The organism is bacterium, from assembly GCA_026129405.1.
Classification (GTDB): Bacteria; Desulfobacterota; Binatia; order DP-6; family DP-6; genus JAHCID01.
Genome location: JAHCID010000001.1, coordinates 1,629,374 through 1,652,285, shown reverse-complemented (window position 1 = coordinate 1,652,285; position 22,912 = coordinate 1,629,374). Strand labels below are relative to the sequence as shown.

The 22,912-nt window shown below is 72.3% G+C and carries 21 protein-coding genes and 1 pseudogene; 12 read left to right on the top strand and 10 right to left on the bottom strand.

Annotated elements, in window-relative coordinates; translation table 11 throughout:
• Positions 1 to 15: 15 nt before the first annotated feature.
• Complete coding sequence (locus KIT14_07470; GenBank protein ID MCW5890377.1) at positions 16 to 1,494, bottom strand: hypothetical protein; 1,479 nt, start codon at positions 1,492 to 1,494, stop codon at positions 16 to 18.
• Positions 1,495 to 1,564: 70 nt separating this feature from the next.
• Positions 1,565 to 2,986 (bottom strand): TolC family protein, encoded by a 1,422-nt coding sequence (locus KIT14_07465; GenBank protein MCW5890376.1) that lies wholly within the window; start codon positions 2,984 to 2,986, stop codon positions 1,565 to 1,567.
• Positions 2,987 to 3,035: 49 nt separating this feature from the next.
• Here KIT14_07465 and KIT14_07460 point away from each other — a divergent pair, with 49 nt between their 5' ends.
• The 3 genes from KIT14_07460 to KIT14_07450 are packed head-to-tail and all read left to right on the top strand — an operon-like array spanning position 3,036 to position 6,317.
• On the top strand, positions 3,036 to 3,299 hold the full coding sequence (locus KIT14_07460; GenBank protein MCW5890375.1) for a hypothetical protein: 264 nt from the start codon (positions 3,036 to 3,038) through the stop codon (positions 3,297 to 3,299).
• Between the two features lie 4 nt (positions 3,300 to 3,303).
• The gene (locus KIT14_07455) at positions 3,304 to 4,311 is read left to right on the top strand and encodes an HlyD family efflux transporter periplasmic adaptor subunit (GenBank protein MCW5890374.1); all 1,008 of its coding nucleotides are present in this window, start codon (positions 3,304 to 3,306) and stop codon (positions 4,309 to 4,311) included.
• Positions 4,312 to 4,313: 2 nt separating this feature from the next.
• Positions 4,314 to 6,317 (top strand): FUSC family protein, encoded by a 2,004-nt coding sequence (locus KIT14_07450; protein MCW5890373.1) that lies wholly within the window; start codon positions 4,314 to 4,316, stop codon positions 6,315 to 6,317.
• 7 nt (positions 6,318 to 6,324) lie between these two features.
• On the opposite strand, the gene KIT14_07445 is transcribed toward KIT14_07450, so the two are convergent.
• Positions 6,325 to 8,718, bottom strand: coding sequence for a hypothetical protein (locus tag KIT14_07445; GenBank protein ID MCW5890372.1), 2,394 nt, complete (start codon positions 8,716 to 8,718; stop codon positions 6,325 to 6,327).
• Positions 8,715 to 10,691, bottom strand: coding sequence for an alcohol dehydrogenase catalytic domain-containing protein (locus KIT14_07440; GenBank protein ID MCW5890371.1), 1,977 nt, complete (start codon positions 10,689 to 10,691; stop codon positions 8,715 to 8,717). Before KIT14_07440 ends, KIT14_07445 begins: the two co-directional genes overlap by 4 nt.
• Positions 10,692 to 11,460: 769 nt before the next feature.
• On the opposite strand from KIT14_07440, the pseudogene KIT14_07435 reads away from it, so the two are divergent.
• The 9 genes and pseudogenes from KIT14_07435 (at position 11,461) to KIT14_07395 (ending at position 16,490) form a co-directional block, all read left to right on the top strand.
• Positions 11,461 to 12,539 (top strand): annotated as a pseudogene (locus KIT14_07435) (integron integrase).
• 62 nt (positions 12,540 to 12,601) lie between these two features.
• Positions 12,602 to 12,838: a DUF4160 domain-containing protein gene (locus tag KIT14_07430; GenBank protein MCW5890370.1), complete on the top strand. Its 237-nt coding sequence runs from the start codon at positions 12,602 to 12,604 to the stop codon at positions 12,836 to 12,838.
• Positions 12,819 to 13,181 (top strand): DUF2442 domain-containing protein, encoded by a 363-nt coding sequence (locus KIT14_07425; GenBank protein MCW5890369.1) that lies wholly within the window; start codon positions 12,819 to 12,821, stop codon positions 13,179 to 13,181. Before KIT14_07430 ends, KIT14_07425 begins: the two co-directional genes overlap by 20 nt.
• Positions 13,182 to 13,216: 35 nt before the next feature.
• Positions 13,217 to 13,522, top strand: a complete 306-nt coding sequence (locus tag KIT14_07420) for a hypothetical protein (GenBank protein MCW5890368.1) — start codon at positions 13,217 to 13,219, stop codon at positions 13,520 to 13,522.
• A 451-nt stretch (positions 13,523 to 13,973) separates the two neighbouring features.
• The gene (locus tag KIT14_07415; protein ID MCW5890367.1) at positions 13,974 to 14,312 is read left to right on the top strand and encodes a DUF3800 domain-containing protein; all 339 of its coding nucleotides are present in this window, start codon (positions 13,974 to 13,976) and stop codon (positions 14,310 to 14,312) included.
• 118 nt (positions 14,313 to 14,430) lie between these two features.
• Positions 14,431 to 15,327, top strand: coding sequence for a hypothetical protein (locus KIT14_07410; GenBank protein ID MCW5890366.1), 897 nt, complete (start codon positions 14,431 to 14,433; stop codon positions 15,325 to 15,327).
• Positions 15,328 to 15,642: 315 nt separating this feature from the next.
• The gene (locus tag KIT14_07405; protein MCW5890365.1) at positions 15,643 to 15,924 is read left to right on the top strand and encodes a hypothetical protein; all 282 of its coding nucleotides are present in this window, start codon (positions 15,643 to 15,645) and stop codon (positions 15,922 to 15,924) included.
• Positions 15,921 to 16,166 (top strand): hypothetical protein, encoded by a 246-nt coding sequence (locus tag KIT14_07400; GenBank protein MCW5890364.1) that lies wholly within the window; start codon positions 15,921 to 15,923, stop codon positions 16,164 to 16,166. Before KIT14_07405 ends, KIT14_07400 begins: the two co-directional genes overlap by 4 nt.
• A 33-nt stretch (positions 16,167 to 16,199) precedes the next feature.
• Positions 16,200 to 16,490 (top strand): hypothetical protein, encoded by a 291-nt coding sequence (locus tag KIT14_07395; protein MCW5890363.1) that lies wholly within the window; start codon positions 16,200 to 16,202, stop codon positions 16,488 to 16,490.
• Positions 16,491 to 16,758: 268 nt separating this feature from the next.
• Here the strand turns inward: KIT14_07395 and KIT14_07390 are convergent, their stop codons facing one another.
• Genes KIT14_07390 through coxB form a run of 6 tightly spaced genes read right to left on the bottom strand, consistent with a single transcriptional unit; the run spans position 16,759 to position 22,755 of the window.
• Complete coding sequence (locus KIT14_07390; protein MCW5890362.1) at positions 16,759 to 18,225, bottom strand: cytochrome b N-terminal domain-containing protein; 1,467 nt, start codon at positions 18,223 to 18,225, stop codon at positions 16,759 to 16,761.
• Complete coding sequence (locus KIT14_07385; protein MCW5890361.1) at positions 18,222 to 18,713, bottom strand: ubiquinol-cytochrome c reductase iron-sulfur subunit; 492 nt, start codon at positions 18,711 to 18,713, stop codon at positions 18,222 to 18,224. Before KIT14_07385 ends, KIT14_07390 begins: the two co-directional genes overlap by 4 nt.
• The gene (locus tag KIT14_07380) at positions 18,697 to 18,867 is read right to left on the bottom strand and encodes a hypothetical protein (protein ID MCW5890360.1); all 171 of its coding nucleotides are present in this window, start codon (positions 18,865 to 18,867) and stop codon (positions 18,697 to 18,699) included. The genes KIT14_07385 and KIT14_07380 overlap by 17 nt, the downstream gene beginning before the upstream one ends.
• Positions 18,867 to 19,631 carry a cytochrome c oxidase assembly protein gene (locus KIT14_07375; protein MCW5890359.1) on the bottom strand — a complete coding sequence of 255 codons (765 nt, stop codon included), beginning with the start codon at positions 19,629 to 19,631 and terminating at the stop codon, positions 18,867 to 18,869. Before KIT14_07375 ends, KIT14_07380 begins: the two co-directional genes overlap by 1 nt.
• On the bottom strand, positions 19,628 to 21,832 hold the full coding sequence (ctaD, locus tag KIT14_07370) for a cytochrome c oxidase subunit I (protein ID MCW5890358.1): 2,205 nt from the start codon (positions 21,830 to 21,832) through the stop codon (positions 19,628 to 19,630). The genes KIT14_07375 and ctaD overlap by 4 nt, the downstream gene beginning before the upstream one ends.
• A complete protein-coding gene (gene coxB / locus KIT14_07365) occupies positions 21,829 to 22,755 on the bottom strand; it encodes a cytochrome c oxidase subunit II (GenBank protein ID MCW5890357.1) in 927 nt (308 codons plus the stop codon). The genes ctaD and coxB overlap by 4 nt, the downstream gene beginning before the upstream one ends.
• Positions 22,756 to 22,912: the final 157 nt, after the last annotated feature.

The window sequence follows — 22,912 nt, the reverse complement described above, 5'->3', positions numbered from 1 at the left end:
GGCTCAGCCATCGGGTCAGATCGCGCCCACCGCCTGCTGGAGCGCCGCGATCGCCGCCTGGAGGCCGGCCGAGCAGGCGTCGTCGATCTTGTCCTTCCGGTCGGCCTTCTTCACCTTCGCGAGGGCCGCCTTCAGCGCCTTCTTGGCCTTGCCCCGCTGCTTCTTCACCTTCTTCGCCGGGGCGCCGTCGGCGGCCGCGGCGGCCTGCCGCGCCTTCGCGAGCGCCGCCGCCATCTGCCGCGCGAGGGTGGCATCGATCGCCGGGCAGATCTTCGCCGGGTCGAGGTCGCCGATCACGCAGGCTGCGCCCTGCGCGCCGGTGAGGCGCGTGTTGCTGCAGGCGCCTGCCGCGCAGGCGTCCGTGGTGCACGGGTCGGTGTCGGCACAGTCGGCGTCGACGGTGCAGCCGCCGGGCGGCAGCGTGGTCGTGGTCGTCGCACCGGGACCGAGCGTGGTCGTGGTGGTGGTCGCGACCGGGCTCGGGTCGAGCAGCCAATCGGCCTCGACGGGAAGGATGAAGGTGGCCGGGCCCGGCAGGCCGGCCGCAAGGTTCACCACCAGCCCCGCGCCGCCCGGCGCGCCCGGCGCGCAGAAGGCCGCCGCCAGCGTGGCCTCCTCGAACTTCGGCCACGACGTGCCCGGCGACGGCGCCTCGTCGGCACCGCTGCGCGACAGCGGCACCGGGAAGCACCGCCTGGTGGTGTTGTTGGAGCAGCAGCGCTGGCTGATGCCGGCGCCGGCGCCGCCCGTGCAACTCGCCGTACACGTCCCCGCGCCGCAGTCGTTGGCCTTGGTCTGGCCGGGACACGTCGACGCCAGGGTCACCGTGCCGGTCGAGACCGCGACCGGGAAGGCGACGTCGATCGGCGAGCCGGTCGGCAGGCAGTCGCGCGACACCTGATACTCGGTGTCGCCGACGGCCTTCTCGACCGCGACGACGTCGTGCGTGACGCACGCCTGGCCGTTGCGCGCGCCGCCGACGCAGGTGCCGCCGGCCCCGACGACGCTGCCGGAGCACTGCGGGCACACGGCCGTCTTCAGCGTGCTGTAGACGCTGCCCCGGATGTTGGCGACGACGTCGATCGCGCCGGTCGCGAAGTTGGCGGTACCGCTCGCGAACGGCTCCTGGAAGGTCGTGACCACGCAGCCGGCGAAGTCGCCGATGACGATCGGGATGGGCGGCGCGAAGCTGCGCCCGACGGCGCTCTGCCCGCCGGCGTAGCCCTGCACCGTGCACTCCGGGGAGACCTCGTCGTCGCAGTCGTTCAGACACAGGTTGAACTGCGCGCCGCGCGGCACCTCGATGTCGTGGTAGTCGCCCGTCCAGCCGAGGTCGAAGTCCGTCCCCGAGCCGCCGGGAACGGTGAGGATCAGCTGGTCCGGGCCGCTCGGGTTGAGGTTGCACGTCTGGGCCGTGGCGCGGCCGGCCCCGAGGGCCAGGGTGCACGCGACGACGACCGCGACGATTCCGCGCCGCCGATGAGAGGAGCACATGGTGCGACGGGACATACGCCCGCGCGGGGGCCGGAATCCATCCCCGGCAGGGACGATTCCTTTCGGCGGCTCACGGTGCGTTCCCGGTCGCGAAGGTCAGCGCCGCCGCCGCCATGAGGACCTCGGTGCGGGTCTCGATCTGCACCACGCGGCTGCGGTCGAGGTCGCGCTCGGCGGCGAGCAGGTCGATCAGGGTGCCGAGCCCCTGGCGATACGACTCGCGGGTCGCGTCGTAGGCGTTCCGCGACGCTGCGAGGAGCGCCTCGGCGAAGCCGAGCTTGCGCAGCGCGGTGCGGACGTCGACGTACGCCGTCCAGACCTCACGCATGGCCGACAGCGCCCGGGCGTCGAGGTCGGCCTCGGCCACGCCGACCTGTGCCCGCGCCTCGCGCACGGCGTTGTCACGCGCGAAGCCCTCGAAGAGCTTCCACTCGACGCCGAGGAAGGCGCCGTACATCGGATCCTGCTCGTGGTACGTGCGCTTGAACGGCGGGCCGGCGCGGAAGCTCTGGATCATGCCGCCCACCGAGCCGGTGACGCCGACGCGCGGCCAGTAGTCGGCCTCGGCCCGGGCGAGGTCGGCGGCGCGCGCGCGCACCGTCGCCAGCCGCGCGACGAGGTCCGGCCGCTGCGCCAGGGCGGCGTCGATCACCGCGTCGACCGCCTCGGGCAACGCCGACGGCAGTGGGATCTGGTCGAGCGGCACCACCTGGAGCCGCGTCGTCGGCGGGATGCCGAGGGCGGTGGCGAGGTCGGCCCAGGCGTCGTCGGCACGGCCGCGCGCGTCCTCGAGGTCGAAGGCGGCGCGCGCCTGGTCCTGGTACGCAAGCAGGACGTCCGGCCGGGTGGCGAGACCCCGCTCGTGCAGCGCGAGCGTCTGCTCGTAGGTCGCGTTGGCCGAGGTCGACGCCGCCTCGGCCGCCCCGATCGCCGCCCGCCGCGCCGCGAGCACGTAGAACGCCCGCTGCACCGCGTACGCCACCGCCTGCTGCTCGCGCGTGAACGTGTAGCCCGCGGCGGCGAGCTCCTGCCGCGCGCGCTCGCGCTCGGCGTCGCGGCGGCCGAAGTCGACGAGCAGCCAGCTGAGCTCCGCACGCGGCGTCAGCTCGGCGACGCGTGCGATCTCGAGGCCGGTCGGCGCCGGGTAGAGCGCCTGCGACCAGCCGCCCCGCCCGGTCAGCGCCAGCACCGGCAGCCAGGCGGCCTGCGCGGTGCCGAACGCCGCCGCCGCGGCCCGGGTACGCTGCCACGCCGCGCGCGTGTCGGGGCTGCTCGCGAGCCCGAGGTCGATCAGCGCGGGCAGGTCCCAGACCCGCGTCGGGTCGGCGTCGGCCGGCACCGGCGCCGCGACCGCGGGCGTCGCCACGGCGAGCGCCGTCGGCGGCGTCCAGCTCGACGCCGCCGACGGCGGCGCGAGCGTCTCGGGATCGAGCGCCGCGGTGCGATCGAGCGCGCTGCAGCCGCCGCTCGCGACCAGCATCGCCGCCGCCACGACCGCGCGCCCTTTCCGAGCGCGCGACGGCAGGCTAGAGGAGCCCGCGATGCCGCGCTGGACGTCCGTCCTGCCCCTCGCCCTCGTCCTGGTCGTGGGCGCGGCGTCCTGCACGCCGCTGCTGGACGTCGAAGGCTCCTTCTTCCCGGCGTGGCTGATATCGCTCGTCGTGGGCGGCATCCTCACCGCAATCGCCTACCGTCTCCTCGTGACCGCCGGGCTGGACGCCTATCTCACGCCCCCGCTGCTCGTCTACCCGAGCCTGGCGATCCTCTGCACGATGCTGGCGTGGCTCGTGCTGTACCGGAGCTGAACGGGTGGAGGACGCGGGCCGCCGCCAGCTCGGTCGCATCCTGAGCCTCGTGATCGTGGTCGCGGCCGCCGCGACCTCGCTCCGGGTCTACGTCCTCAGCACCCGCCACCCGCGCACCGACGACGCCTTCGTGCGCGCCAACGTGATCGGCATCGCGCCGCACGTGAGCGGGCCGATCGTCGAGCTGCCGCTCGTCGACAACCAGCCGGTGCGCCAGGGCGAGCTGCTCTTCGTCGTCGACCCGCGCCCCTACGAGGCCCGGCTCGAGGCCGCGCGCGCCGAGCTGGACCTCGTGCAGGCCGATCTCGAAGCGCAGCGCGCCGCGCTCAGCGCAGCCGAAGCCGAGCTCGCGCGCCGCGAGGCCGACGCCGACTACGCCAGCGACTATCTCGGCCGCGTCGAGCCGCTCCTGAAGCGCGACTTCGTCACCGCCGACCGCGTCGCCGACGCCCGCGCGAAGCACCGCGCCGCGACGGCCGCCGTGTCCCAGGCCCGGGCCGAGCGCGAGCGCGCCGTCAAGCTCCTCGCCGACGTCGGCGGGCTGAACGCCCGGCGCGAGGCCGCCGAGGCGGCGCTCAAGAGCGCCGAGCTGGACGTCGCGTACTGCCGCGTCGCCGCGCCCTTCGACGGCTGGGTGACGAACCTCAACATCAGCGTCGGCGAGTACGCGCGCCAGGGCCAGCCGGTGTTCGCGCTCGTCGACGGGCGCACGTGGTGGGTGGTCGCCAACTTCCGCGAGACCGACCTGCACGCGATCCGCCCCGGCATGGCCGCGGCGGTGACGCTGATGAGCTATCCCGGCCGCCGCTTCGCCGCCGTCGTCGACGGCATCGGCTGGGCGGTCCGCGACACCGACGGCGACTCGGAGACCGTGCTCCCGCTGGTCGAGCCGACGCTCAACTGGGTCCGCCTCGCCCGCCGCTTCCCGGTACGCATCCGGCTCACCGAGAGCGACCCGGAGCGTCCCTTCCGCATGGGCGCGACGGCGGTGGTCACGATCCGCGGCGACTGACCGTGTGGGAGTTCCTGCGCCGCGAGCTGACGCCGACGCCCGAGCGCACGTGGGCGGCGCTGCGCGTCCTCTGCGGCGCGCTGGTCGCGACCTTCGTCATCAACGCGTTCCAGATGCCCTTCGGGCACTGGGTCATCATCACCCTGTTCACGGTGAGCCTCACCGACGCCGGCGCCAGCCTGCGCAAGGCCGGGCAGCGCGTCGTCGGCACCATCGCGGGCGGCAGCCTCGCGATCGCGTCGGCGGCGTTCGCCGACCATCCGTGGTTCATCCTGCCGCTGCTCTGGCTCGGCGTCTGGGCCGCCATGTTCTTCTCGCGGACGACGAGCGCGCCCTACACCTTCCTCCTCTCGGGCATCACCTTCGCCATCTTCCTGCCGGGCGGCGCCGCGCCGGGGATCATGGTCACCGAGGTCCTGTGGCGCATCCTCATCGTCAGCGTCGGGGTCGCGATCGGCATGGCGGCGCAGCTGCTCCTGTGGCCCACCGACCCCCAGGACCTCCTGCGCGACGGCCTCGCGACGCGGCTGCGGCAGGTCGCCGAGGCGCTCGACCGGCTCGCCCGAGGTGCCGACGGCGCACCGTCGGCGCAGCTCGAGACCGGCCCCGGCGGCCACACCGACCTCCTCGCCAGCACGGAGGCGACGCATCCCTCGGTGCGCCGGCGTCACGCCGCGCTGCTGGCGCTCGTCACCGCCGCCGATCGCGCCGCCACCGCGACCACCTGGATCGCAAAGCTGGCGCGCAGCACCCCCGCACCGAACGCCCGGCGCGACCTCGCCGTGCTCGCCGCGCACGCGGCCGCCCTCGCCGACGCCGTCGCCCAGCGCGTGCCGCCGCTGCCGCCGCCCGAGCGCGACCCGCTGCCGCCCGACGTCCCACCGCTCTGGCGCGCCGCACTGATGGACGTCGCCGGCGCGCTCGAGCAGAGCAACACCGCAACCGCACAGCTGCACGCCGCCATCGTCGACCCCTCGCCGAGCCTGCCGCCGCCCCCGCTCTTCACCGCCGCCTGCCGCCTCGACAACCTCCCCGCGATGCACCTCGCCATCAAGGCGGCGCTCGGCGCGACGCTGTGCACGCTGCTGGTCCACGGCCTCGCCTGGCAGGGGATCGCGACCTGCATCGTGACCTGTGTCATCGTGGCGCAACCCACCTGGGCGGCGGCGCGCGACAAAGCGCTCCTGCGCATCGCGGGGGCGGCGCTGGGCGCCATCCTCGGCTTCGCGACGCTCCTCCTCGCGATGCCGTGGCTCGACAGCATCGCCGGCCTCCTCCTCGTCGCCGCACCGGCCCTCGCGATCGCGGCGTACATCGTCGTCGGCAGCCCGAACATCTCGTACGCCGGCATCCAGGTCGCGATGGCCTACGCGATGATCGCGTTCGACGTGCTCGGCCCGACGACGAACCTGGTGCCGGGGCGCGACCGCGTCGTCGGCATCCTCGTCGGCATCGTGGTGATGGCGCTGCTCGACCGGCTGCTCTGGCCGGCGCACGCGCTGCCCGAGGCGCGCGACACCCTGATCCAGACGTTGCGTCACATGGCGGCGCTGGCGCGCAAGTCGCGTCTCGAGGCCGCAGGCCACGGCCGCGCCGCCCAGGACGGTCTCGCCGACGCGCTGCGCCTGCACACCGCGGCGGCCGCCGAGCCCGGCAGCGCCCTCCACGCCGACGAGCGCGTGGCCCTGCACGACGTCGCGGTGGCGGCGCAGCAGGTGCTCCTCGGCACGCTCGCGCTGGCGCGGCATCCCGGCGGCGGCACGCTCGACGACCCGGGCTGGCCGATCGCGTCGCGGCTCGCGGCCGCGGCGGTCGCGCTCAGCGGCCGCGCCGAGCCGGCGCCGGCGCCGCGGCCGACCGGCGACGCCGACACGCCGGCACGCCATGCCACCCGCATCGAGATCGCCGCCGCGCTCCAGCGCCCGCTCGACGCGCTCGAGGCGGCCGTGCGGGCGGCGCCGCCGCCCCTGCCGCGGACAAGCCGGCTGCGCGTGCAACGCGCATAGTCGCCCCTCAGGCGCGGTCGGCCAGCTCGCGGTCGATCGCGTACAGCCGCGGCGCCGGCGGCCGCGCCCCGGCGACGTCGCGCAGGAGCGCGACCGTCGCGCGCAGGAGCTGCGCCATCACCGCGTCCATCGCCTCGGTCGGCACGCCGTAGAAGAGGAAGTTCACCGGCGTCAGGTTGGCGATGAAGACGAGCGTGGTCGTGCGACGGCGCGGCCCGCGGCCGAGCGCGAGCGTGAAGGCGGACCCGTAGACGCGGCCGCTCTGCGGGTCGACGACCTCCTCGCCGTGCACCGCGACCGTCCGCCCGTCGAGGCGCGCCTTCGACGCCGCCATGCGCTCCACCCAGCGCGCCACGTCGGCGAACTCGACGGTCTTCGTCGATCCGCTGGCGAAGTAGATCGTCGACGCACGGCCCTGCCGCACGAGCTCCGCGATCTCCGCCTCGCCCAGCACCGAGGCGCCCGTGACGCCGACGACGAGGTCGACCGCGCGGCGCGCCGCCGCCGGCAGCCCGCGCCAGGTCGTCGCCTCGCGCACGCCCCGTGCGCGCAGATCGACGCCGAGCACGTCGCCCGCGACGCGGCCGCCGAGCGCGCGCACAAGGCGGCTGCCGATGGCGCCGCGCGAGCCGAGGACGAGGACGCGGCGCTGCGACAGCACCTGCCCGCGCGCGTGCAGCACCGCCTCGATCGCCGCGAGCACGCCCGCCGCCACCTCGCCCGCCTCCTCGGTCCGCTTGAGCGTCGACAGCGCGATCGAGTACGCCGGCCGCACGAGCCCGCCGGCCTCGCGCTCCGCCGCGGCGAGGCGCTCGAAGCCGTTGCGCGTGTGCTCCACCGAGCCGACCAGCCGCTCCGCCAGCACCGCGCCGAGCGACCGTCGCGCGAGGCCCGCGGCCACCGGCGCCACCCCATGGGCCGCCGCGAGCGCGCCGACGGTGTCGCCTGCGTGCGCGGCGCGCGTCAGCACCGGCAGGAGATAGCCGCCGTCCTCGAGCACCAGCACGCGCCGCTCGCCCTCGAGCGCGCGCACGAAGATGCCCACCGCGAGGTCGACCATGCTCTCGAGGTAGCGGCGCGGCCGCGCGTGCAGCCGCTCGGCCACGCTGGCGAGCGGGTCCAGCGCCGAGAGCTGCTGGCTCGGCACGAAGCGGCCCTCGACGCCGCCCGCCTCCTGCACGTGCTGGAGCGTCCAGCTGCGCACGCCGGGCTCGAGGGCGAGCACGGCGTCGAGGTACTCGTTCGGCACCTCGCCGGCGTAGCGCACGAAGAGGATCGCCAGGTCGTCGCAGCCGAGCGCGCGCAGCGCGGCGACGAGGCCCAGCGTCTCCGAGGTGATGTGGTGGATCAGCACCAGCGAGAGGTCGGCGAGCGGGCGCGCCGCGCGCCGCCGGGCGACGACGGCGCCGAGCGCCGGCATGCGGGCGAGATAGCCGTCGACGGTCGCGCGGCGGCGCGGCTGCTCGAAGGCGAGGTTCAGGACGCGCTGCTGCTGGCTGGTGTCGACGTAGGCGGCGACGTCGCCGTCGGCGAGCGCCACCGTCTCGCCGCCGGCGAGCAGCCGCCGCACGGTGCGGTCCTCGAGCAGCAGCAGCACGCGTTTCAGGAGGTCGTCGAGCCGCTTCGGCTCCGTCGCCGCGAGCCAGGCGGCGATGCGCTCGCTCCAGGCGAGCTGCACGAGCTCGAGCGTGCCGAGGCCGGCGCGGTCGAGCTGGCCGAAGACGAAGGAGCCGCGCTTGCGCCGCTCGAGGTGGACGCGGCGGCCGCGGTCGGCCTCGCGCTGGACCATGTCGCGCAGGGTCTGCGCGATGCGCGTCGAGCCGGCGATGTACTCGCGCTCGTCGAGATCGTCGACCACGGCGTGCGGCAGCGTCGCCAGATCGAGCCGCCGGCCGCGCGGATTCTCGATCGTCAGGCGCAGCCAGAAGCGGCCGGCGCGCGGCGCCGGCACGCGGTCGAGCACGAAGCGGTACGCGAACCCGGCGCCGGCGAGCACGGTGAAGACGAGCGCCCGCGGCGTCGCGCCCGCCGCCTCGGGGAAGAGGTGGCGGCGCCAGCGCGCCTGCTGCAGCGAGCCCAGGACCGCGCGCAGGTGGTGCTGGAAGCCCTCGACGTCGTCGGGGACGTGGGCCAGCACCTCGCGCTCGGCGTGCACCGCGACGCCGGCGCAGCCGAGCGCCGCCAGCTCGGGGTTCTCGCTCGCCTTCAGCCGCCGCTCGAAGTCGATCGCGACGCGGTCGCCGGCGCAGTCCTCGACCACGCGCTCGCCGAGCGCCCGCGAGAGCACCGAGAGGCCGTGGAACAGCGGCAGGTCGGTGAGGTCGATGGCCCAGCGGCCCTCGCGGCGTCGCAGCGGCGGGCCGAGCGTCGTCGGCAGCTCCGCCGCGCCGCGCCGGCTCACCCGCGCGCCCCCAGCGCGGCCCCCAGTGCGGTCCCCGGATGCGCGACCAGCACCTTGCCCGCCCCCGGCGCCGCGGCGCGCGCGAAGCCGTCGGCGAGCCGCTCGGCCGGCACGACGTCGCCGACCAGACGCGCGCCGAGCGGCTCGGCGAGGGAGGGGTCGACGAGCAGATCGAGCGCGGCGCGGAAGTCGCCGCAGCGCGAGCTGCCGAGCTCGACCCGCCGCCGCGCCAGCGTGCCGACGAGATCGTCGCCGTCGCCGTCGCACAGGATCGTGCCGCGGGCGCGCACGGCGCCGCGCTCGACGCCGGGCTCGGGGCGCAGCATCGCGTCGGCCTCGGCGGCGTCGGCGGCGACGGCGAGGTCGGCACCGCCGAGCGGCAGCGCGCGCGCCGCGCCGGATCGACGACCCGCAGGCCCGCCGCGACGAGCGCGCCGCGCACGGCGGCAGGCGCGCACGTGCACCGCGGCCGACGTCGCGCCCGGGGGCAGCGGCTCGCCCGGACGCCACGGCAGGAGGCCGACCTCGTCGACGACCAGCTCGGTGAGATGTCGCAGGCCGAGCGACGGCTGACCGGTGGTCGACTTCACGTGCACGGCGCGCGTCGCGAGGCGCAGCGCCAGCGCCAGGCCGTCGGGGCTGCCGGTGGTCTCGACGACGACGTCGGCGATCCCCGTCGCATCGCCGAGCCCGGCGACGTCGAGCGTCTCGTCGGCGCCGAGAGCACGCGCGCGCGCCAGCGCCTCGGAACGGCGCCCCACGGCGACGATGCCGATCGGCGCGCGGGCGCGGCGCCGCCACGCCGCGAGCGCCGCGACCACGAGCGAGCCGAGCCGCCCCGGCCCGAGCACGGCGATGCGCTCGCGCGCCCGCGGCCCGATCCGGTGCACGGCGTGCAGCGCCGCCGCGAACGGCTCGACCAGCGTCGTCGTGCGCGGCGAGAGCGCGGCCGGCACCGGCAGGATCGCGTCGACCGGCGCCAGCATCCAGGGCGAGAAGCCGCCCGGCAGATCGTGGATGCCGAGCACCAGCCGGTCGGGGCAGTGGCTCGGCATGCCGGCACGGCAGTGCGCGCACCAGGCGTCGTGCGGCAGCCCGCGCGCGGCATGCGAGGCGTTGATCTCGACCACGACCGTCTGCCCGCCCTCGTCGCGCGCCACGGCCTCGTGGCCCGTGATCTGCGGCAGCGGGAACGGCAGGTGGCGGCGCGCGAGGTCCGTCGCACAGATGCCGCAGTGGCTGGTCTCGAGCAGGCGATAGCCGGGACCGAGGCGCAGGTGCTCGCGGCCCTCGCGGGTGATGGTCCAGCCGTCGGCGCTGCTGCCCGCGAACGCGTAGCGGGCGGGAGCGATGCTGCCGTCGGGCTGGTACTCGGGGGCGGCGAAGGCGACGGGACGCGGCACGACTTGGTCGAGCACTAGCCCAGGTCGTCGCGGCGCGCGAGACGCGGCCTCCTTTCGCATTCCCTCCTCACCGCGTGCCCGACCCCGCATGCGACGCCCGCCTTCCCGCGCCCACCGCCGCCGGCGCCCGCAGCCGCACCGGGACGTGCGGCGGCTCCGCTCGAAGAGCGGTCCGTCGGGCCCGACGTTGGCGACGTCGTGGATCGTCCACGCGATGCGGTAGCCGAGCAGGCGCGCGAGCGCGAGCCTCTGCGCCACTCGCAGGGCGCCGACGAGCGCCTCCCGCCGTCCGCTCCCCATGCGCCCGCCCCCCAAATCGCCCTGCGCGCGACGGTCGATCAGACGATCGAAGCGCCAGTGGAAGTGCAGCACGTCGACCCGCCCGCGGTTCTGGAGCAGCCAGGGCAGCTCCAGGCGCGCGTCGCCGGCGAGCTCCACGCCCTCCTCGCGAAGATGGCGATAGAGCAGCGTCTGGTACGGGTTGACCGGCGTGCTGGGAGGTAGCCGCGCGACGCGCAGCCGTGGCGGGTGCGAGCGCGGCGGGCTCGGGGCGAGCGCTTCGGCGATCACGGCGGCGGGACATCTAGCGCGTCGGTGGCCCGCTTCCTAGCAACATGGTGCAGGGGGCGGCCCCCGCGTCCCATCGCCCTCGGGTCGCCGGCGACAGCGGGACGGTGACGCCGTCCGCCTGCTTGCCGAAGCGCGGCGCGAGCGAGGCGCGCCCTGCGGCGTCGTCTGCCATGACCCGCCGCGGTGCGCGTCCCGCGGGTGGCGACCACGCCGCCGCTGCCGGCCGTCGACGGCGCAGGCGCCGTCACGGAGGGACCGCTGGAAGCGCTGTCGACGCCGGCGTCAGCGGCGTCGTGCTCGCGCCGGCTGGCCGCGGCGAGCGTCACCCGGCTCGGCGCATGGCACCTCCGGCACGACCCTCGGGACGTTCATTGGAGTACGCGACTCGCATCACGCCAGACCACCTGGTCATCGTCCTTCAACGTGATCGTCAGTTCCCCGCCAAGGCCACGGCTGACGTACACATCGACCTGCCGCACGACCCTCCTCCCATGCCGAAGCTAGGACACGGAGAATGCGGACATCGCTCTCGGGACCAGCGTCGTATCGCAGGCTTGCCCAGGCGCGAGGTCACCGCAGCTGAAGACCCGGTCCTCCCGGCAACCTGGACCACACCGACCCGGCCGACGCATTCTCAGGCTGCAGGCGTATTCCCGCTCCACGATCCCGAGAGCATGCGCCTGCGAGCACCAGGCGCAGTCCGAACGGCTTCTTGCTGCGGTCACGAGCATGGACGCGCGCCACTTGGCGGGGTAGTTTAATTCCTCGCATGCGTGATCTGGCCACCGCCGTCGCCTTCCCCGTCGCCGGGCAGCCGCCGCCTTCGGACCCGGCCCAGCCGCGCCTGCTCGATCGCGCACGCATCGCGCTGCGGACGCGGCACTCGAGGCGCCGGACGGAGCAGGCCTACGTCGTCTGGATCCGGCGCGACATCCTGTTCCACGACCGCCGACGCACGTCCTCGACGTCGATCTCCGTGGCTCGACGGCCTCGTGCGCGCGAAGCGCCCGGCGCACCGTGCCGGTCGTGCTGAGCCGCCCGGAGGCCGTCCTCGGGCAGCTCAGCGGAAGCCGGCGGCTCATGGCGGCGCTGCTCTACGGGGCCGGGCTTCGACTGCTCGAGTACCTGCGCCGGCGGGTGAACGACGTACACTTCGGGCGCGAGGAGATCGTGGTGCGCAACGGCAAGGGCGGCCGCGACCGGCGCACGATGCTGCCGGCGGTCGTGCGGAAGCCGCCTGCCGCGCATCTGGCACCCGTGCGACGGCAGCACGGCGACGACCTGGCCCGGGGCGCCGGATGGGTGGAGCTGCCGCACGCGCTCGACCGGAAGTACGTCAATGCCGGCCGCTCGTGGCTGTGGCAGTGGGTGTTTCCCACCACGCGCTCTTACCGGCGTCCCGAGACGGGCCAGCAGCGGCGGCACCACGTCCACGAGTGCGCCCGCCAGCGCGTCGTGCGCAAGGCCGCGCTGGCGGCGGGCGTCGCGAAGCCCGCGGGCCGCCACACGTTCCCGCACCGCTTCGCAACCCACCTGCTGGGGGACGGATACGACATCCGAACCGTGCAGGAGCTGCGAGGCCACCGGAACGTCCGGATGACGATGATCTACACGCACGTCCTCAACCGCAACGACCTGGGCGTGCGGCGTCCGGTCGACGGACTGGCGCCAGCACGGTCGGCAGCCGCAGGCCCGGTGCGGATAGACCGCGACCCGTCACCGCCTATCCCCGAGGGGTCCGGAACGCGTGCGCTGGAAGATACTCGAGACACCCGGGGCCTGCGTACTGCTTCCCGCTCACGCGACGCCGCGGATAGGCCGCGACCGCCGCGTGGGGGCCGGGATTAGGCCGGTCGGTCGAAGGTTCGTTAGCGCGCCAAGGTCGGAATGGATCAGAGGGCCTGTCAGCGATGCCGACGATCCTGCGAGTGGGGCCTTACCGGTTCTTCTTCTACGCGAGCGATCGCGCTGAGCCGCTTCACGTGCATGTGGAGGGTGGCGGCGGGAGCGCCACGTTCTGGCTTGCGCCGGTCCGCCTCCACTCGAGTCGCGGCTTGGTCCGCCATGAGCTATCCCGTGTATCGAGCATCGTCGCTGACCATCAGGAACGATTTGTGAGGGCGTGGAATGAGTACTTCAAGGGTTGAGCAGCCGTCGGCGGTGGCGGTCAGAATTGGGGAGGACGAACTCGCCATCGATCTGAGTGACGGCCGCTCCGTGACCGTGCCATTGGCCTGGTATCCGCGCCTGGTGTCCGGAACGGTCCGCGAGCGGCGACACTGGAGACTGATCGGTTCGGGCGAAGGCGTCCACTGGCCCGACCTTGATGAGGACATCAGTGTTGAAGGAGTTCTTGCAGGCCGCCCCTCCGCGGAGAGCCAAGGGTCTTTCGAACGGTGGCTCGCGAGCCGCAAGCGCGCTAACAAGCGGAGGCAGCCGGCGCGCTCGAGCCCCGGGAAATCCGGCGTGCGTCGCCGGGCGCGCGGCTGATCCGCACGACGTTAGGCGTCAAAGACGAGGTATCGATGGTGAAATCTCTGCTCTCGCGGCCCATGGTACTGATCGGCGTTGGCGGTTTAGTGGCGACACCGGTCGGCGCAATGACCCTCGACCGCTACTTGGCGATCTCCACCGAGCAAAAGGTCGCTGACATCCAGGCGTACTGCGGCAAACAGCCCGACACGCGCGGCTGCCTCGAAAAGCAAGCCGAAGCCCTTCTGGCTATGGGGCCTGAAGACGTGAAGCGCTACTCGCCGGCGAAGATCGACGACTGCCTTCGCCGCTATCCCGACATGTCGGGCGTCAAGGATTGTCTTTTATGGAACAGGTAACTCCTGCGGGACTGGGTGCGTTAGAGGTTGCGCAGCCGCCTAACCCGCGTTTGCAGCAGACGGCGCTGGCGCGCCGCCGCTGAACCGCCGAGGCGTTAGACGCAGGAAGCGATGGCCTCGCACTTGGCGATATACTCGGACGAGACGCAGACGCATGCCCGTGCGGGGTTTTGGATCGGGGGTCTCGTATGCTCGCCTGCTCATGCCCTCATTCTCAACCAACAGATCGAGGTGTTCCGAGCTGCCTCCGGCTGTCACCGGGAGATGAAGTGGACGAAGGTGTCCCCCCGGATGCTGCCATCCTACCTGCAGTTCGTACGGACGTTCAGCGAATGTCCATACTCGCGCTTCGTGGCCATCGAGTTCCGGAGAGACTCGCCATGGCGACAGGGGGGGCCGCTCCGAGAACGAGCGGTACTTCAAGGCCTACTACCAGTTCATCGCGAAGTGCATGGTGCCAGGTTGCGCCACATGCGCGTACGTCGACGCGACACCGTCGAAGCCCTACCGATGGGCGTCGCTGGAGTTCCTTCTCCGTCGAGCCACTCGGCGCCGGTTCAAGAAGGTCACGCCTGTCGAATCGCACGCCAGCAACCTCGTTCAACTCGCGGATGTCGTGCTCGGCGCGTTGACCTCCGTGGCCGACGCCCCAGCCAAGCGTGTCCTGCGCGACGCTCTTAAAGCATCGCCGACGCGAAAGGTCAGACTGGAAAGGTGGAGCCTGGCGTCGCATGCGCCGCATGTGGTCACCCGCGGTGATGGAGGACACTCTTTTGGGCGGGCGGAATGACCGCGTCTAACACGCGCTTGCAGCGGGCGGCGCCTCGCGCCGCCGCTGAACCGCCAGCGCGTTAGGCTTCGGAGGTAGACCCTTGTCGAGACGACCGCCGATTAGCGCTCCTGACGAAGTGCAGGGGCTCCTCAACCGACAAGAGGCGCGCCGCGGGATGGAGCGCATCCAGGGACCCACCAAGGATGTTCTGCTCGACGAGCTGTGCTGGGGCTTACGGCTGTTTCAGCGCTGCGGTCATTCTGCGCATCCTGACCGCGTGTCTGATTCGGCTTTGCGTCTCTTCTGGCTATTTCTCGAGGCACTCGACTCCGTGGACGAGCTAATGCGGGCGGGCCTGGTAGAGCCAGCAGCCATACAGGCGCGGACGATGCTGGATGTTGGCTTGCAGCTGCTCTACGTCGTGAAGCGCAATGACGAGCGAGTCGCCGCCGCATATACAACTTCGATCCGCCGTCGCAGCCTCAAGGCCGCTCAACTGCTGACCAAGGGCGGGGAGATGCGTCGAGAACTCGCCGCTATAGCGAAGAAGACGCACCATCTGCCGGATGGGTTTGTAGACCGGTTTCGCGACACTGCCGCTGAAGCCAAGCGAATCAAAGCGACCCTTTCATCTCCTGATTGGAAGGAAGCCAACGACGAACTCGAGCGCCTGAAGGATCCTGATCGGTGGTTCAAAGCATTCGGGGGACCCCAGAACCTTCCCGAACTCGCTCGCTTTGTAGGCTTAGAACTCTGGGTCCGCGTATTCACGAACCAGTGGAATGGAATCACGCACGGCCTCGGTGGCGGTCGTGTATTTCGTCCGGGTGCGGAAGGTGGGGTAGTGCCGGCCCCCCTTCGCTCGCCAGGAGCGTGGGAAGCCCTCCTGGACACGACCCATTCACTGAACGTCCTCGTTTTCCGAGCCATGATTGCTCGCTTTAGGGAGGGCGAGGATCCGGCATTTCTCCAGTGGCTCGACAGCGATGTTCTTCCGAGGTTTCCGAAGCCCAATCGGGCCGGGAAAGTATAGCGGCAGACAGTGCAGAGGGCCCTCGTGACGTTCATCGATCGTCGCCCACCGAGCCGTTCAGGCGTCCACTCGTCGAAGCTTATCTATTGGCTGAAACACATGCCCGGCTCGTCTCTGCACTGTGGAGCGTGAATGTCGAGGCACCGCCTAGCACCGGTTCCTGCTGCCTGGCGAGTCTCAGAGGGTCGAGATGCATGTCAGCGACTGGAACCCAGTGCTTGGCCTGTCGTGCCTAACAAGCCGATGCAGGCGGCCGGCTGCTTCGCAGCCGCCGCTGATCGCCTGATACGTTGGGCGTCATCGCCATCCATCTTCATGAAAGTGCGTTTCTACATCGACCCTCAGTCTGGAGAGCCTCACGTTGCCGGCCACGGCGTCGGCGAGGACGAGGTGCGTGACGTAGTTGCCCGTCCGCTTGAGGATCGTGCGGGCCGGGAGGGGTCGCGGGTGGCGCTGGGCCAAACGCGAGCTGGCAGGTATCTTCGGGTCATCTACGTTCCCGACACCGAGGCCGAGTCGATCTTCGTCATTACAGCGTACGAGCTCGGCCCCAAGGCCAAACATGCCCTTCGGCGGCGGCGAAAGAAGAAGACATGAAAAAGACGACGCTCCTCCCCAAGGGGTGGGATGAAACCAAGGTTCGGCGCGTGCTGAAGCACTATGAGGGCCAGTCGGACCGTGCGGCCACTGCTGAGGATGAAGCTGCATTCAAGCCGCCAACGCACACCGCGGTGCGTGTTCCCGTAGCCCTTGTTCCCAAGGTCCGCCAGCTCATCGCGAAGCACCGGGCGCCTAACAAGCGGCTGCAGCCGACGCGCAAAAAGACTGCGCGCGGCTGAGCCGCCGGTCGTTAGACGCATAGGAGGCAGCGGGTGCCCAGGGAACACGAGTTCAGCCGCTTCACCCAGATCGCGGTGTGGGCGCTTGTCGCTGTCGGGTTCGGGGCCGCGATCTTGAACATCGCGCATGGTGACGTGAGCCACCCTGGTGCGTTCTGGATCGTTCTCGGCGGCTTCTTCCTCTTCGCGACGGCGAAGTTCTCCATGTTCCGCAAAGGTCGGTGGATTAGCTTCGGGACCGCGACAATGTCCGAGAACATGGCGAACGTGTACCGACTCGGCTCCTGGCTGATGGCGGTCGGGATCTTGGCGACCTTCGTATGAACGGGCGTCTAACCCGCGGCTGCGGCGGCCCGGGCCGCGTGAGACTCGTTACGTCGCGTGCCGTCTTTCGAGGCTGATCGGACACGCGCGGCCGCCGGTGTCGATGGAGTCTCCCATAGGAGGGGAAGGATGCCGAGCCGCACCCGCCAGGCGGAGAAGCGAGCGAGGCGACTCCAGATCCCGCTGCGCTGGAGCTCGACGACCGCCGGCGGGTTGCGACGGCCCGGTCGCCGCATTCCCGGCCCCGTTCGCTGCGAACGCGCCGTCGCTACGGCGTCGCCCCACCCGCCGGCGCGTGCCCTGTCGCCGGCGACCCGCCCCGCAGCTCCACGCCGCCGCCGCCGACGCGCGACTGCAGGAACGCCGCCAGGTGCTCGATCTCGTCCGCCGTCAGCGTCGAGGCGAAGGCCGGCATGTTCACGCCGCCGTTGGCGATGCGGATGACGATCTGGTCGTGCGTCAGGAGGCGGCCGATGTTCGTCAGCACGGGGCCGCGGTGGCCGCCGTGGCCGGCGACGTCGTGGCAGAAGATGCAGCCCTTCTCGTGGAAGAGCTGTGCGCCGATCGCGACCGGGCCGGTGGTCGTGCCGACGACCGACTCCGGCAATGGGCCGGCGTCGAAGTCCGGCGACCACGACGAGTAGACGCCGGCGCGCCACAGCGAGCCGATCATGGCGACGATGCCGATCACCGCCGCGATCGCCCACGGGCGGCGGCTCGCGTGCCGCTCGCCGCGGTTCGAGAGGAACGGCACGGCGAAAAGGATCGCGCCGCCGACGAGCGGCGCGAGCAGGATGACGTAGGTCTCGGACACCGGCGGCAGCAGCGCCAGGACCGCGAAGTACCAGAGCAGGTACCAGTCGGGCCGCGGGTCGGCCTGGATGAGGCTCGGGTCGGGCGGCCGGTCGAGCTCGGGCGGGCCGAAGAACACCGCGCAGCCGACGATGCCGGCGACCACCGCGACGGCGAAGACGACGTCGCGCCAGGCGGCGTCGGGGACGAAGGGCATGCCCTTCGTCTTCAGCCGCGCCTCGTACTCCTCGCGATAGGTCGCGGGGTCGACCGGGCGGCCCGCCTCGGGCGGCTCCGAGATGCCGTGGCGCAGGACGAGCATCAGGTGGATGCCGACGAACGCGAAGATCAGCCCCGGCATGACGAAGACGTGGATCACGAAGAAGCGGCCGAGGGTCGCACCGCCGATGGTGTCGCCGCCCATGATGAACTGCGCCATCCACGGGCCGACGATCGGCGCGCGCGCCGCCTGCTCGGCGCCGACCACGACCGACCACACCGCGTTCTGGTCCCAGCGCAGGAGCTGGCCGGTGAAGCCCATGAGCAGCGTGAAGGCGAGCAGCAGCACGCCCGTCACCCAGTTCATCTCGCGCGGGAACTTGTACGAGCCGAACAGGAAGACCTGGATGGCGTGCGCGCCGACCATCAGCACCATCGCCGAGGCGCCGTAGTAGTGCATGCCGCGCAGCACGCTGCCGAAGGGGGCGTCGTAGGTGATGAAGCGCAGCGTCTCGTAGGCCTGGCCCGCCGACGGGATGTACGAGAAGGCGAGGCCGATGCCGGTCGCGACCTGGACCAGGAACGCGCACAGCGTCGCGCTGCCGAAGACGTACCACCAGCGCGCGTCCGACGGCACGACGTGGCTCATGATCGGCGCGAAGAACGAGCCGAGCCCGGTACGGTCGTCGAACCAGGCGTACGCCGCGGCGAGAGCGCGCTTCATGCGAGGGGGATGGGTCCCGTCTGGATCTCGACCTGCCCGTCGCGCACGCGCACCTCGTAGCGCGTGAGCGGCCGCGGCGGCGGACCCGCGGCGACGCGGCCGTCGTTGTAGTAGGCGCCGCCGTGGCAGGGGCACAGGAAGAGCTTCGCCCCCTGCACCCAGCGCACCGGGCAGCCGAGGTGCGAGCAGTTGACCGCGAAGGCGGTGAACTCGCTCTCGCCGTCGCGGCGCAGCCAGGCGGCGGTGTTGGCGGTGACGCCGGCCCAGGGCAGCGGCGAGGCGTCCTGGAAGGTCACGTTCACCGTGTCGCCGATGGTGAACTGGTCGACGGGCCCGATCGTGCGCCACGCCGTCGGCACGCGGCGGAAGAGCGGCGCCAGGATGAAGCCGAGCACCGGCGTCGCCACCAGGGCCGCGGTGACGGCGCCGAGGCCGCCCACGAGGCGGGTGAGGAACGCGCGCCGGCCGACGTCAGCCGTGGTGGGCATCGCGCAGCTCTCCGACCCAGCCCGCCACCGCGCACGCCGTCACGACGCCGCCGATGACGCTGATGACCCCCGAGGTGAGGATGCCCCACAAAAGGAAAGTGACGCCCAGCGCGAGCGCCGCCGGCCAGACGGTGGGACGCGGCAGCTCTTCCATCAACGACCTCCCGAGGCGACGAGCGCCGGCGCGTGGGCGACGGGCCGTCCGTACCAGCGACCCAGCAGCCCCAGGATCGCGGTCAGATACACGAAGCACGCGGGCACCCACATGAGGAGCCCCGCCAGCTCCTGATCGCGCGCCGGGGTCATGCCCCAGCCCTCGCGCACCAGCGGCAGCAGCCCGATCGGATCGGCGGGGTGCAGATACGCCGCGCACACGGACAGCGGCGCGAAGGTGATGCGCACGCCGAGCAGCGTGCAGGCGAGACAGGCGCTGAAGAGGTAGAGCACCCCGGCGAGCGGCGCGAGACGCTCCTGCCGCGCCGGTCCGACGATCGGCCACCAGAACGCCGCGCCCGCCGCCAGCAACGACACGTACTGCACGCGGTGGATCCACGGCTCCGCACCCGCCGCCGCACACAGCGTGGGGACGTGCCACAGCCACATGATGCCGAGCCCGGCGATCCACCCCGCCGCCGCCGGCACGCGCGGCCCCTTGCGCGCCGGCAATCCCTTCAGCAGCAGCGGCGGCACGACCAGGAGGAGGAGGATGTGCTGCGCCATGTGGGCGCTGAAGAGGTAGCGCTGGAGGAGATCGAGCGGCGAGCAGAGCGCGAGTCCCATCACGCCGAGGCCGGCGAGGAAGAAGCCGAGCCCCGCACGCCCGCCGATGCGCCAGCGGACGAGCGCCGTCGCGGCGATCACGACGAGCGCCGCCGGGCTCCAGGTGGAGCCGCCGAGGAGCAGCGCCTCCGTCGTCATGCGAGCAACCCCAGATAGATCACGCTGAACACGACCACCCACACGACGTCGACGAAGTGCCAGTAGAGCCCGACCGCCTCGAGGCCGGTGCCGAGCGCGGGCACGGTGCGGGGCCGGTGCCCGAGCCGCCAGATCGAGATCAGCGCGATCAGGCCGACGACCACGTGCAGGGCGTGGAAGCCGGTGACGGTGAAGAACATGGTCGGGAACATCCCCGCCGCCGGGCCGATGCCCTGCGCCAGCAGCGCCCGGTACTCGAGCCCCTGGCCGACGAGGAAGACGGCGCCGAGGCCGACGGTGAACGCGAGCCAGCGACGCATCGCCGCGAGGTCGCCGCCGCGCTCCGCGATCGACGCCCGCCACGCGGTGACGCTGCTCGCGAGCAGCAGCACGCTGAACACCGCCGTGCGCGCGACGTCGAGCGACGCCGACGTCGGCCCGCTCGCCGGCCGCGCGGCGTAGAACACGTAGGCGACGATCAGCATGACGAAGAACACGCCCTCGGTGGCGACCAGGCAGGCGATGGCCGCACGCCCGAGGTCGATGGCCGCGGGATCGCCGCCCTCGCCCACCGGCTCGCGCCGCGCATCCGGATCGTCCGGGTGCGCCAGGTCCCACAGCGGCCGACGGCTGGCGACGACCGGGATCGCCCGGAAGTTCTCCGGCGGCGGCGGCGAGGTCGTGGCCCACTCGAGCGTCCACGCCTCCCACGGGTTGTCGCCGGCGACGGCGCCGCGGCGGAGGCTGTAGGCGACGTTCACCACGAACGCGATGCCCGAGAGCGCCATCACGACGGCGCCCACGGTCGAGATCATGTTGAGCGTCCCCCACCACGGCAGGTCGGGATACGTGTAGACGCGCCGGGGCATGCCCATGAGCCCGAGGATGTGCTGCACGAAGAAGGTCAGGTTGAAGCCGACGAAGGTGAGCCAGAAGTGCACCTGGCCGAGACGCTCGTCGAGGCAGCGGCCGCTGATCTTCGGGAACCAGTAGTAGATCCCCGCGAACAGCCCGAAGACCGTGCCGCCGAAGAGCACGTAGTGGAAGTGCGCGACGACGTAGTACGAGTCGGTCGTCTGCCAGTTGAGCGGCACGACCGCGAGCGTCACGCCGGAGAGCCCGCCGATCACGAAGACGACGAGGAAGCCGACCGCGAAGCACATGGCCGTCGTCAGCCGCAGCGCCCCGCCCCACATGGTCGCGATCCAGTTGAAGACCTTGATGCCGGTCGGCACGGCGATGAGCAGGCTGCCGGCGGCGAAGACGAGGTCGGCCTGGCGCCCGAGCCCGACCGCGAACATGTGGTGCGCCCAGACGCCGAAGCTGAGTAGCGCGATGGCGACCGTCGAGCCCGCGACCATCTCGTAGCCGAAGATCGGCTTGCGCGAGAACGCCGGGATCACCTCGGAGATGATCCCGAAGGCCGGCAGCGCGACGATGTAGACCTCGGGATGGCCGAACACCCAGAAGAAGTGCTGCCAGACGATCGCGTTGCCGCCCTTCGAGGGCAGGAAGAGGTGCGTCGACAGCTGGCGGTCGACGAGCAGCATGACCACCGCCGCGTTGAGCGCCGGCAGCGCCAGCAGGATCAGCACCTGCGCGATCATCGTCATCCACACGAAGAGCGGCAGGCGGCGCAGCGTCATGCCCGGCGCGCGCTTGGTGAGCACGGTGACGACGATGTTGAGCGCGCCCGCCACCGAGCCGGCGCCGAGCAGCAGGATCGCCAGCACCCAGTAGTCGGGGCCCTGCGTCGACGAGTACGGCGTGGTCGAGAGCGGCGCGTAGCTGAACCAGCCGACGGCCGGCGCGCCGCCGGCGGCGACGCTGAAGTGCAGCAGCAGCCCGCCGCAGAGGAACAGCCAGTAGCCGAGCGCGTTCAGGCGCGGGAACGCCATGTCGCGCGCGCCGATCATGAGCGGGATGACGTAGTTCGCGAGCCCGGCGATGGCCGGCATGGCCACGAGGAAGATCATCGTGGTGCCGTGCATCGTGAACAGCTGGTTGAACGTGTCCGGCCCGACCAGCGTGCTGCCGGGCACCGCGAGCTGGAGGCGGATCACCAGCGCCTCGAGCCCGCCGAGCACGAAGAAGCCGAGCGCCGAGCACAGGTAGAGGATGCCGAGCCGCTTGTGGTCGACGGTCGCGATCCAGCCGAGCAGCGTGCCGAGCGGTGCCGGCTGGTGGCGGGCCGCCGTCACCGCAGCGCCCCCAGGTAGGCCACCAGGTCCGCCACCTCGGCGGGCGTCAGCTCGAGGTCCGGCATCTTGCTGCCGGGCTTGTACGTCTGCGGATCCATGAGCCAGCGCGTCAGCTCGTCGGGGCCGTTCTGCAGCACGCCGGCGCCGAGCGTGCGGCGGCTCATGAGATGCGTCAGATCGGGCGCGGCGTTCGCGGGCGTGGGCGTGGTGCCGGCGATGGCGTGGCAGGCGATGCAGGTGCGCTCGGCGAAGAGCGCGGCGCCGCGCTTGCCGGCGGCGTCGGTCGGCGCCGGGGGCGTCGTCTGCTGGCCGGCGAGCCAGGCGGCGTAGTCGGCCGGCTCCTGCGCGACCACGAGGAGGCGCATCCAGGCGTGCTGCGTGCCGCAGAACTCGGCGCAGGCGCCGTGGTACTCGCCGGCGGCGTCGGCGCTGACCCAGACGTGGTTCGGATGGCCCGGGATGGCGTCGACCTTGCGGCCGAGCTGCGGCACCCAGAAGTCGTGCACCACGTCGGCCGACTCGACGCGGACCAGGATCGGCGCGGCGACCGGCAGGTGGATCTCGTTGGCGGTGACGACGTTGGCCGCCGGATAGCGGACCTCCCACCACCACTGGTGCGCGACCACCACGACGTCGGCCTCGCGGTCGATCGGCGGATCGGCGGCGCGCATCGTCCGCGCCGTGAGCACGAACATGCCGATCACCAGGACGAGCGGGATCGCCGTCCAGAGCAGCTCGAGCGGCCGCGCGCCGGCGACCTGCGGCGGCTCCGGCACGCCGCGCCCGCCGCGGAAGCGCACGAGGACGACCGTGATGAGCCCGGTGACGAGGAGCAGGATGGCCGCGCAGACGAGCGCGACGGGAACCGCCAGATCGACGATGGCCTGCGCGAACGGCGACCCCGGCAACAGCGGCGACGGCATCCTCTCTTCGGCTCCCCTCCGCCGACACCGGCCAGCCCCGGTGCCGCCCGATCGCGCGCGGCGATCGGCCCGGATCCCCTAGCATGTCCCGGGACCCCCTCCCAAGCGGACGAGCAAGGTCGCCTGTGGTTGCACCTGGCCCCGAAACGGGCTCCAC

Coding starts and splice junctions, on each gene's coding strand:
- KIT14_07470 (MCW5890377.1), bottom strand. CDS start 1,494: ATGTGCTCCTCTCATCGGCGGCGCGGAATCGTCGCGGTCGTCGTCGCG.
- KIT14_07460 (MCW5890375.1), top strand. CDS start 3,036: ATGCCGCGCTGGACGTCCGTCCTGCCCCTCGCCCTCGTCCTGGTCGTG.
- KIT14_07390 (MCW5890362.1), bottom strand. CDS start 18,225: ATGAAGCGCGCTCTCGCCGCGGCGTACGCCTGGTTCGACGACCGTACC.
- coxB (MCW5890357.1), bottom strand. CDS start 22,755: ATGCCGTCGCCGCTGTTGCCGGGGTCGCCGTTCGCGCAGGCCATCGTC.
- KIT14_07405 (MCW5890365.1), top strand. CDS start 15,643: ATGAAAGTGCGTTTCTACATCGACCCTCAGTCTGGAGAGCCTCACGTT.
- KIT14_07430 (MCW5890370.1), top strand. CDS start 12,602: ATGCCGACGATCCTGCGAGTGGGGCCTTACCGGTTCTTCTTCTACGCG.
- KIT14_07385 (MCW5890361.1), bottom strand. CDS start 18,713: ATGCCCACCACGGCTGACGTCGGCCGGCGCGCGTTCCTCACCCGCCTC.
- KIT14_07375 (MCW5890359.1), bottom strand. CDS start 19,631: ATGACGACGGAGGCGCTGCTCCTCGGCGGCTCCACCTGGAGCCCGGCG.
- KIT14_07425 (MCW5890369.1), top strand. CDS start 12,819: ATGAGTACTTCAAGGGTTGAGCAGCCGTCGGCGGTGGCGGTCAGAATT.
- KIT14_07380 (MCW5890360.1), bottom strand. CDS start 18,867: ATGGAAGAGCTGCCGCGTCCCACCGTCTGGCCGGCGGCGCTCGCGCTG.
- KIT14_07400 (MCW5890364.1), top strand. CDS start 15,921: ATGAAAAAGACGACGCTCCTCCCCAAGGGGTGGGATGAAACCAAGGTT.
- KIT14_07415 (MCW5890367.1), top strand. CDS start 13,974: ATGGTGCCAGGTTGCGCCACATGCGCGTACGTCGACGCGACACCGTCG.
- KIT14_07420 (MCW5890368.1), top strand. CDS start 13,217: ATGGTGAAATCTCTGCTCTCGCGGCCCATGGTACTGATCGGCGTTGGC.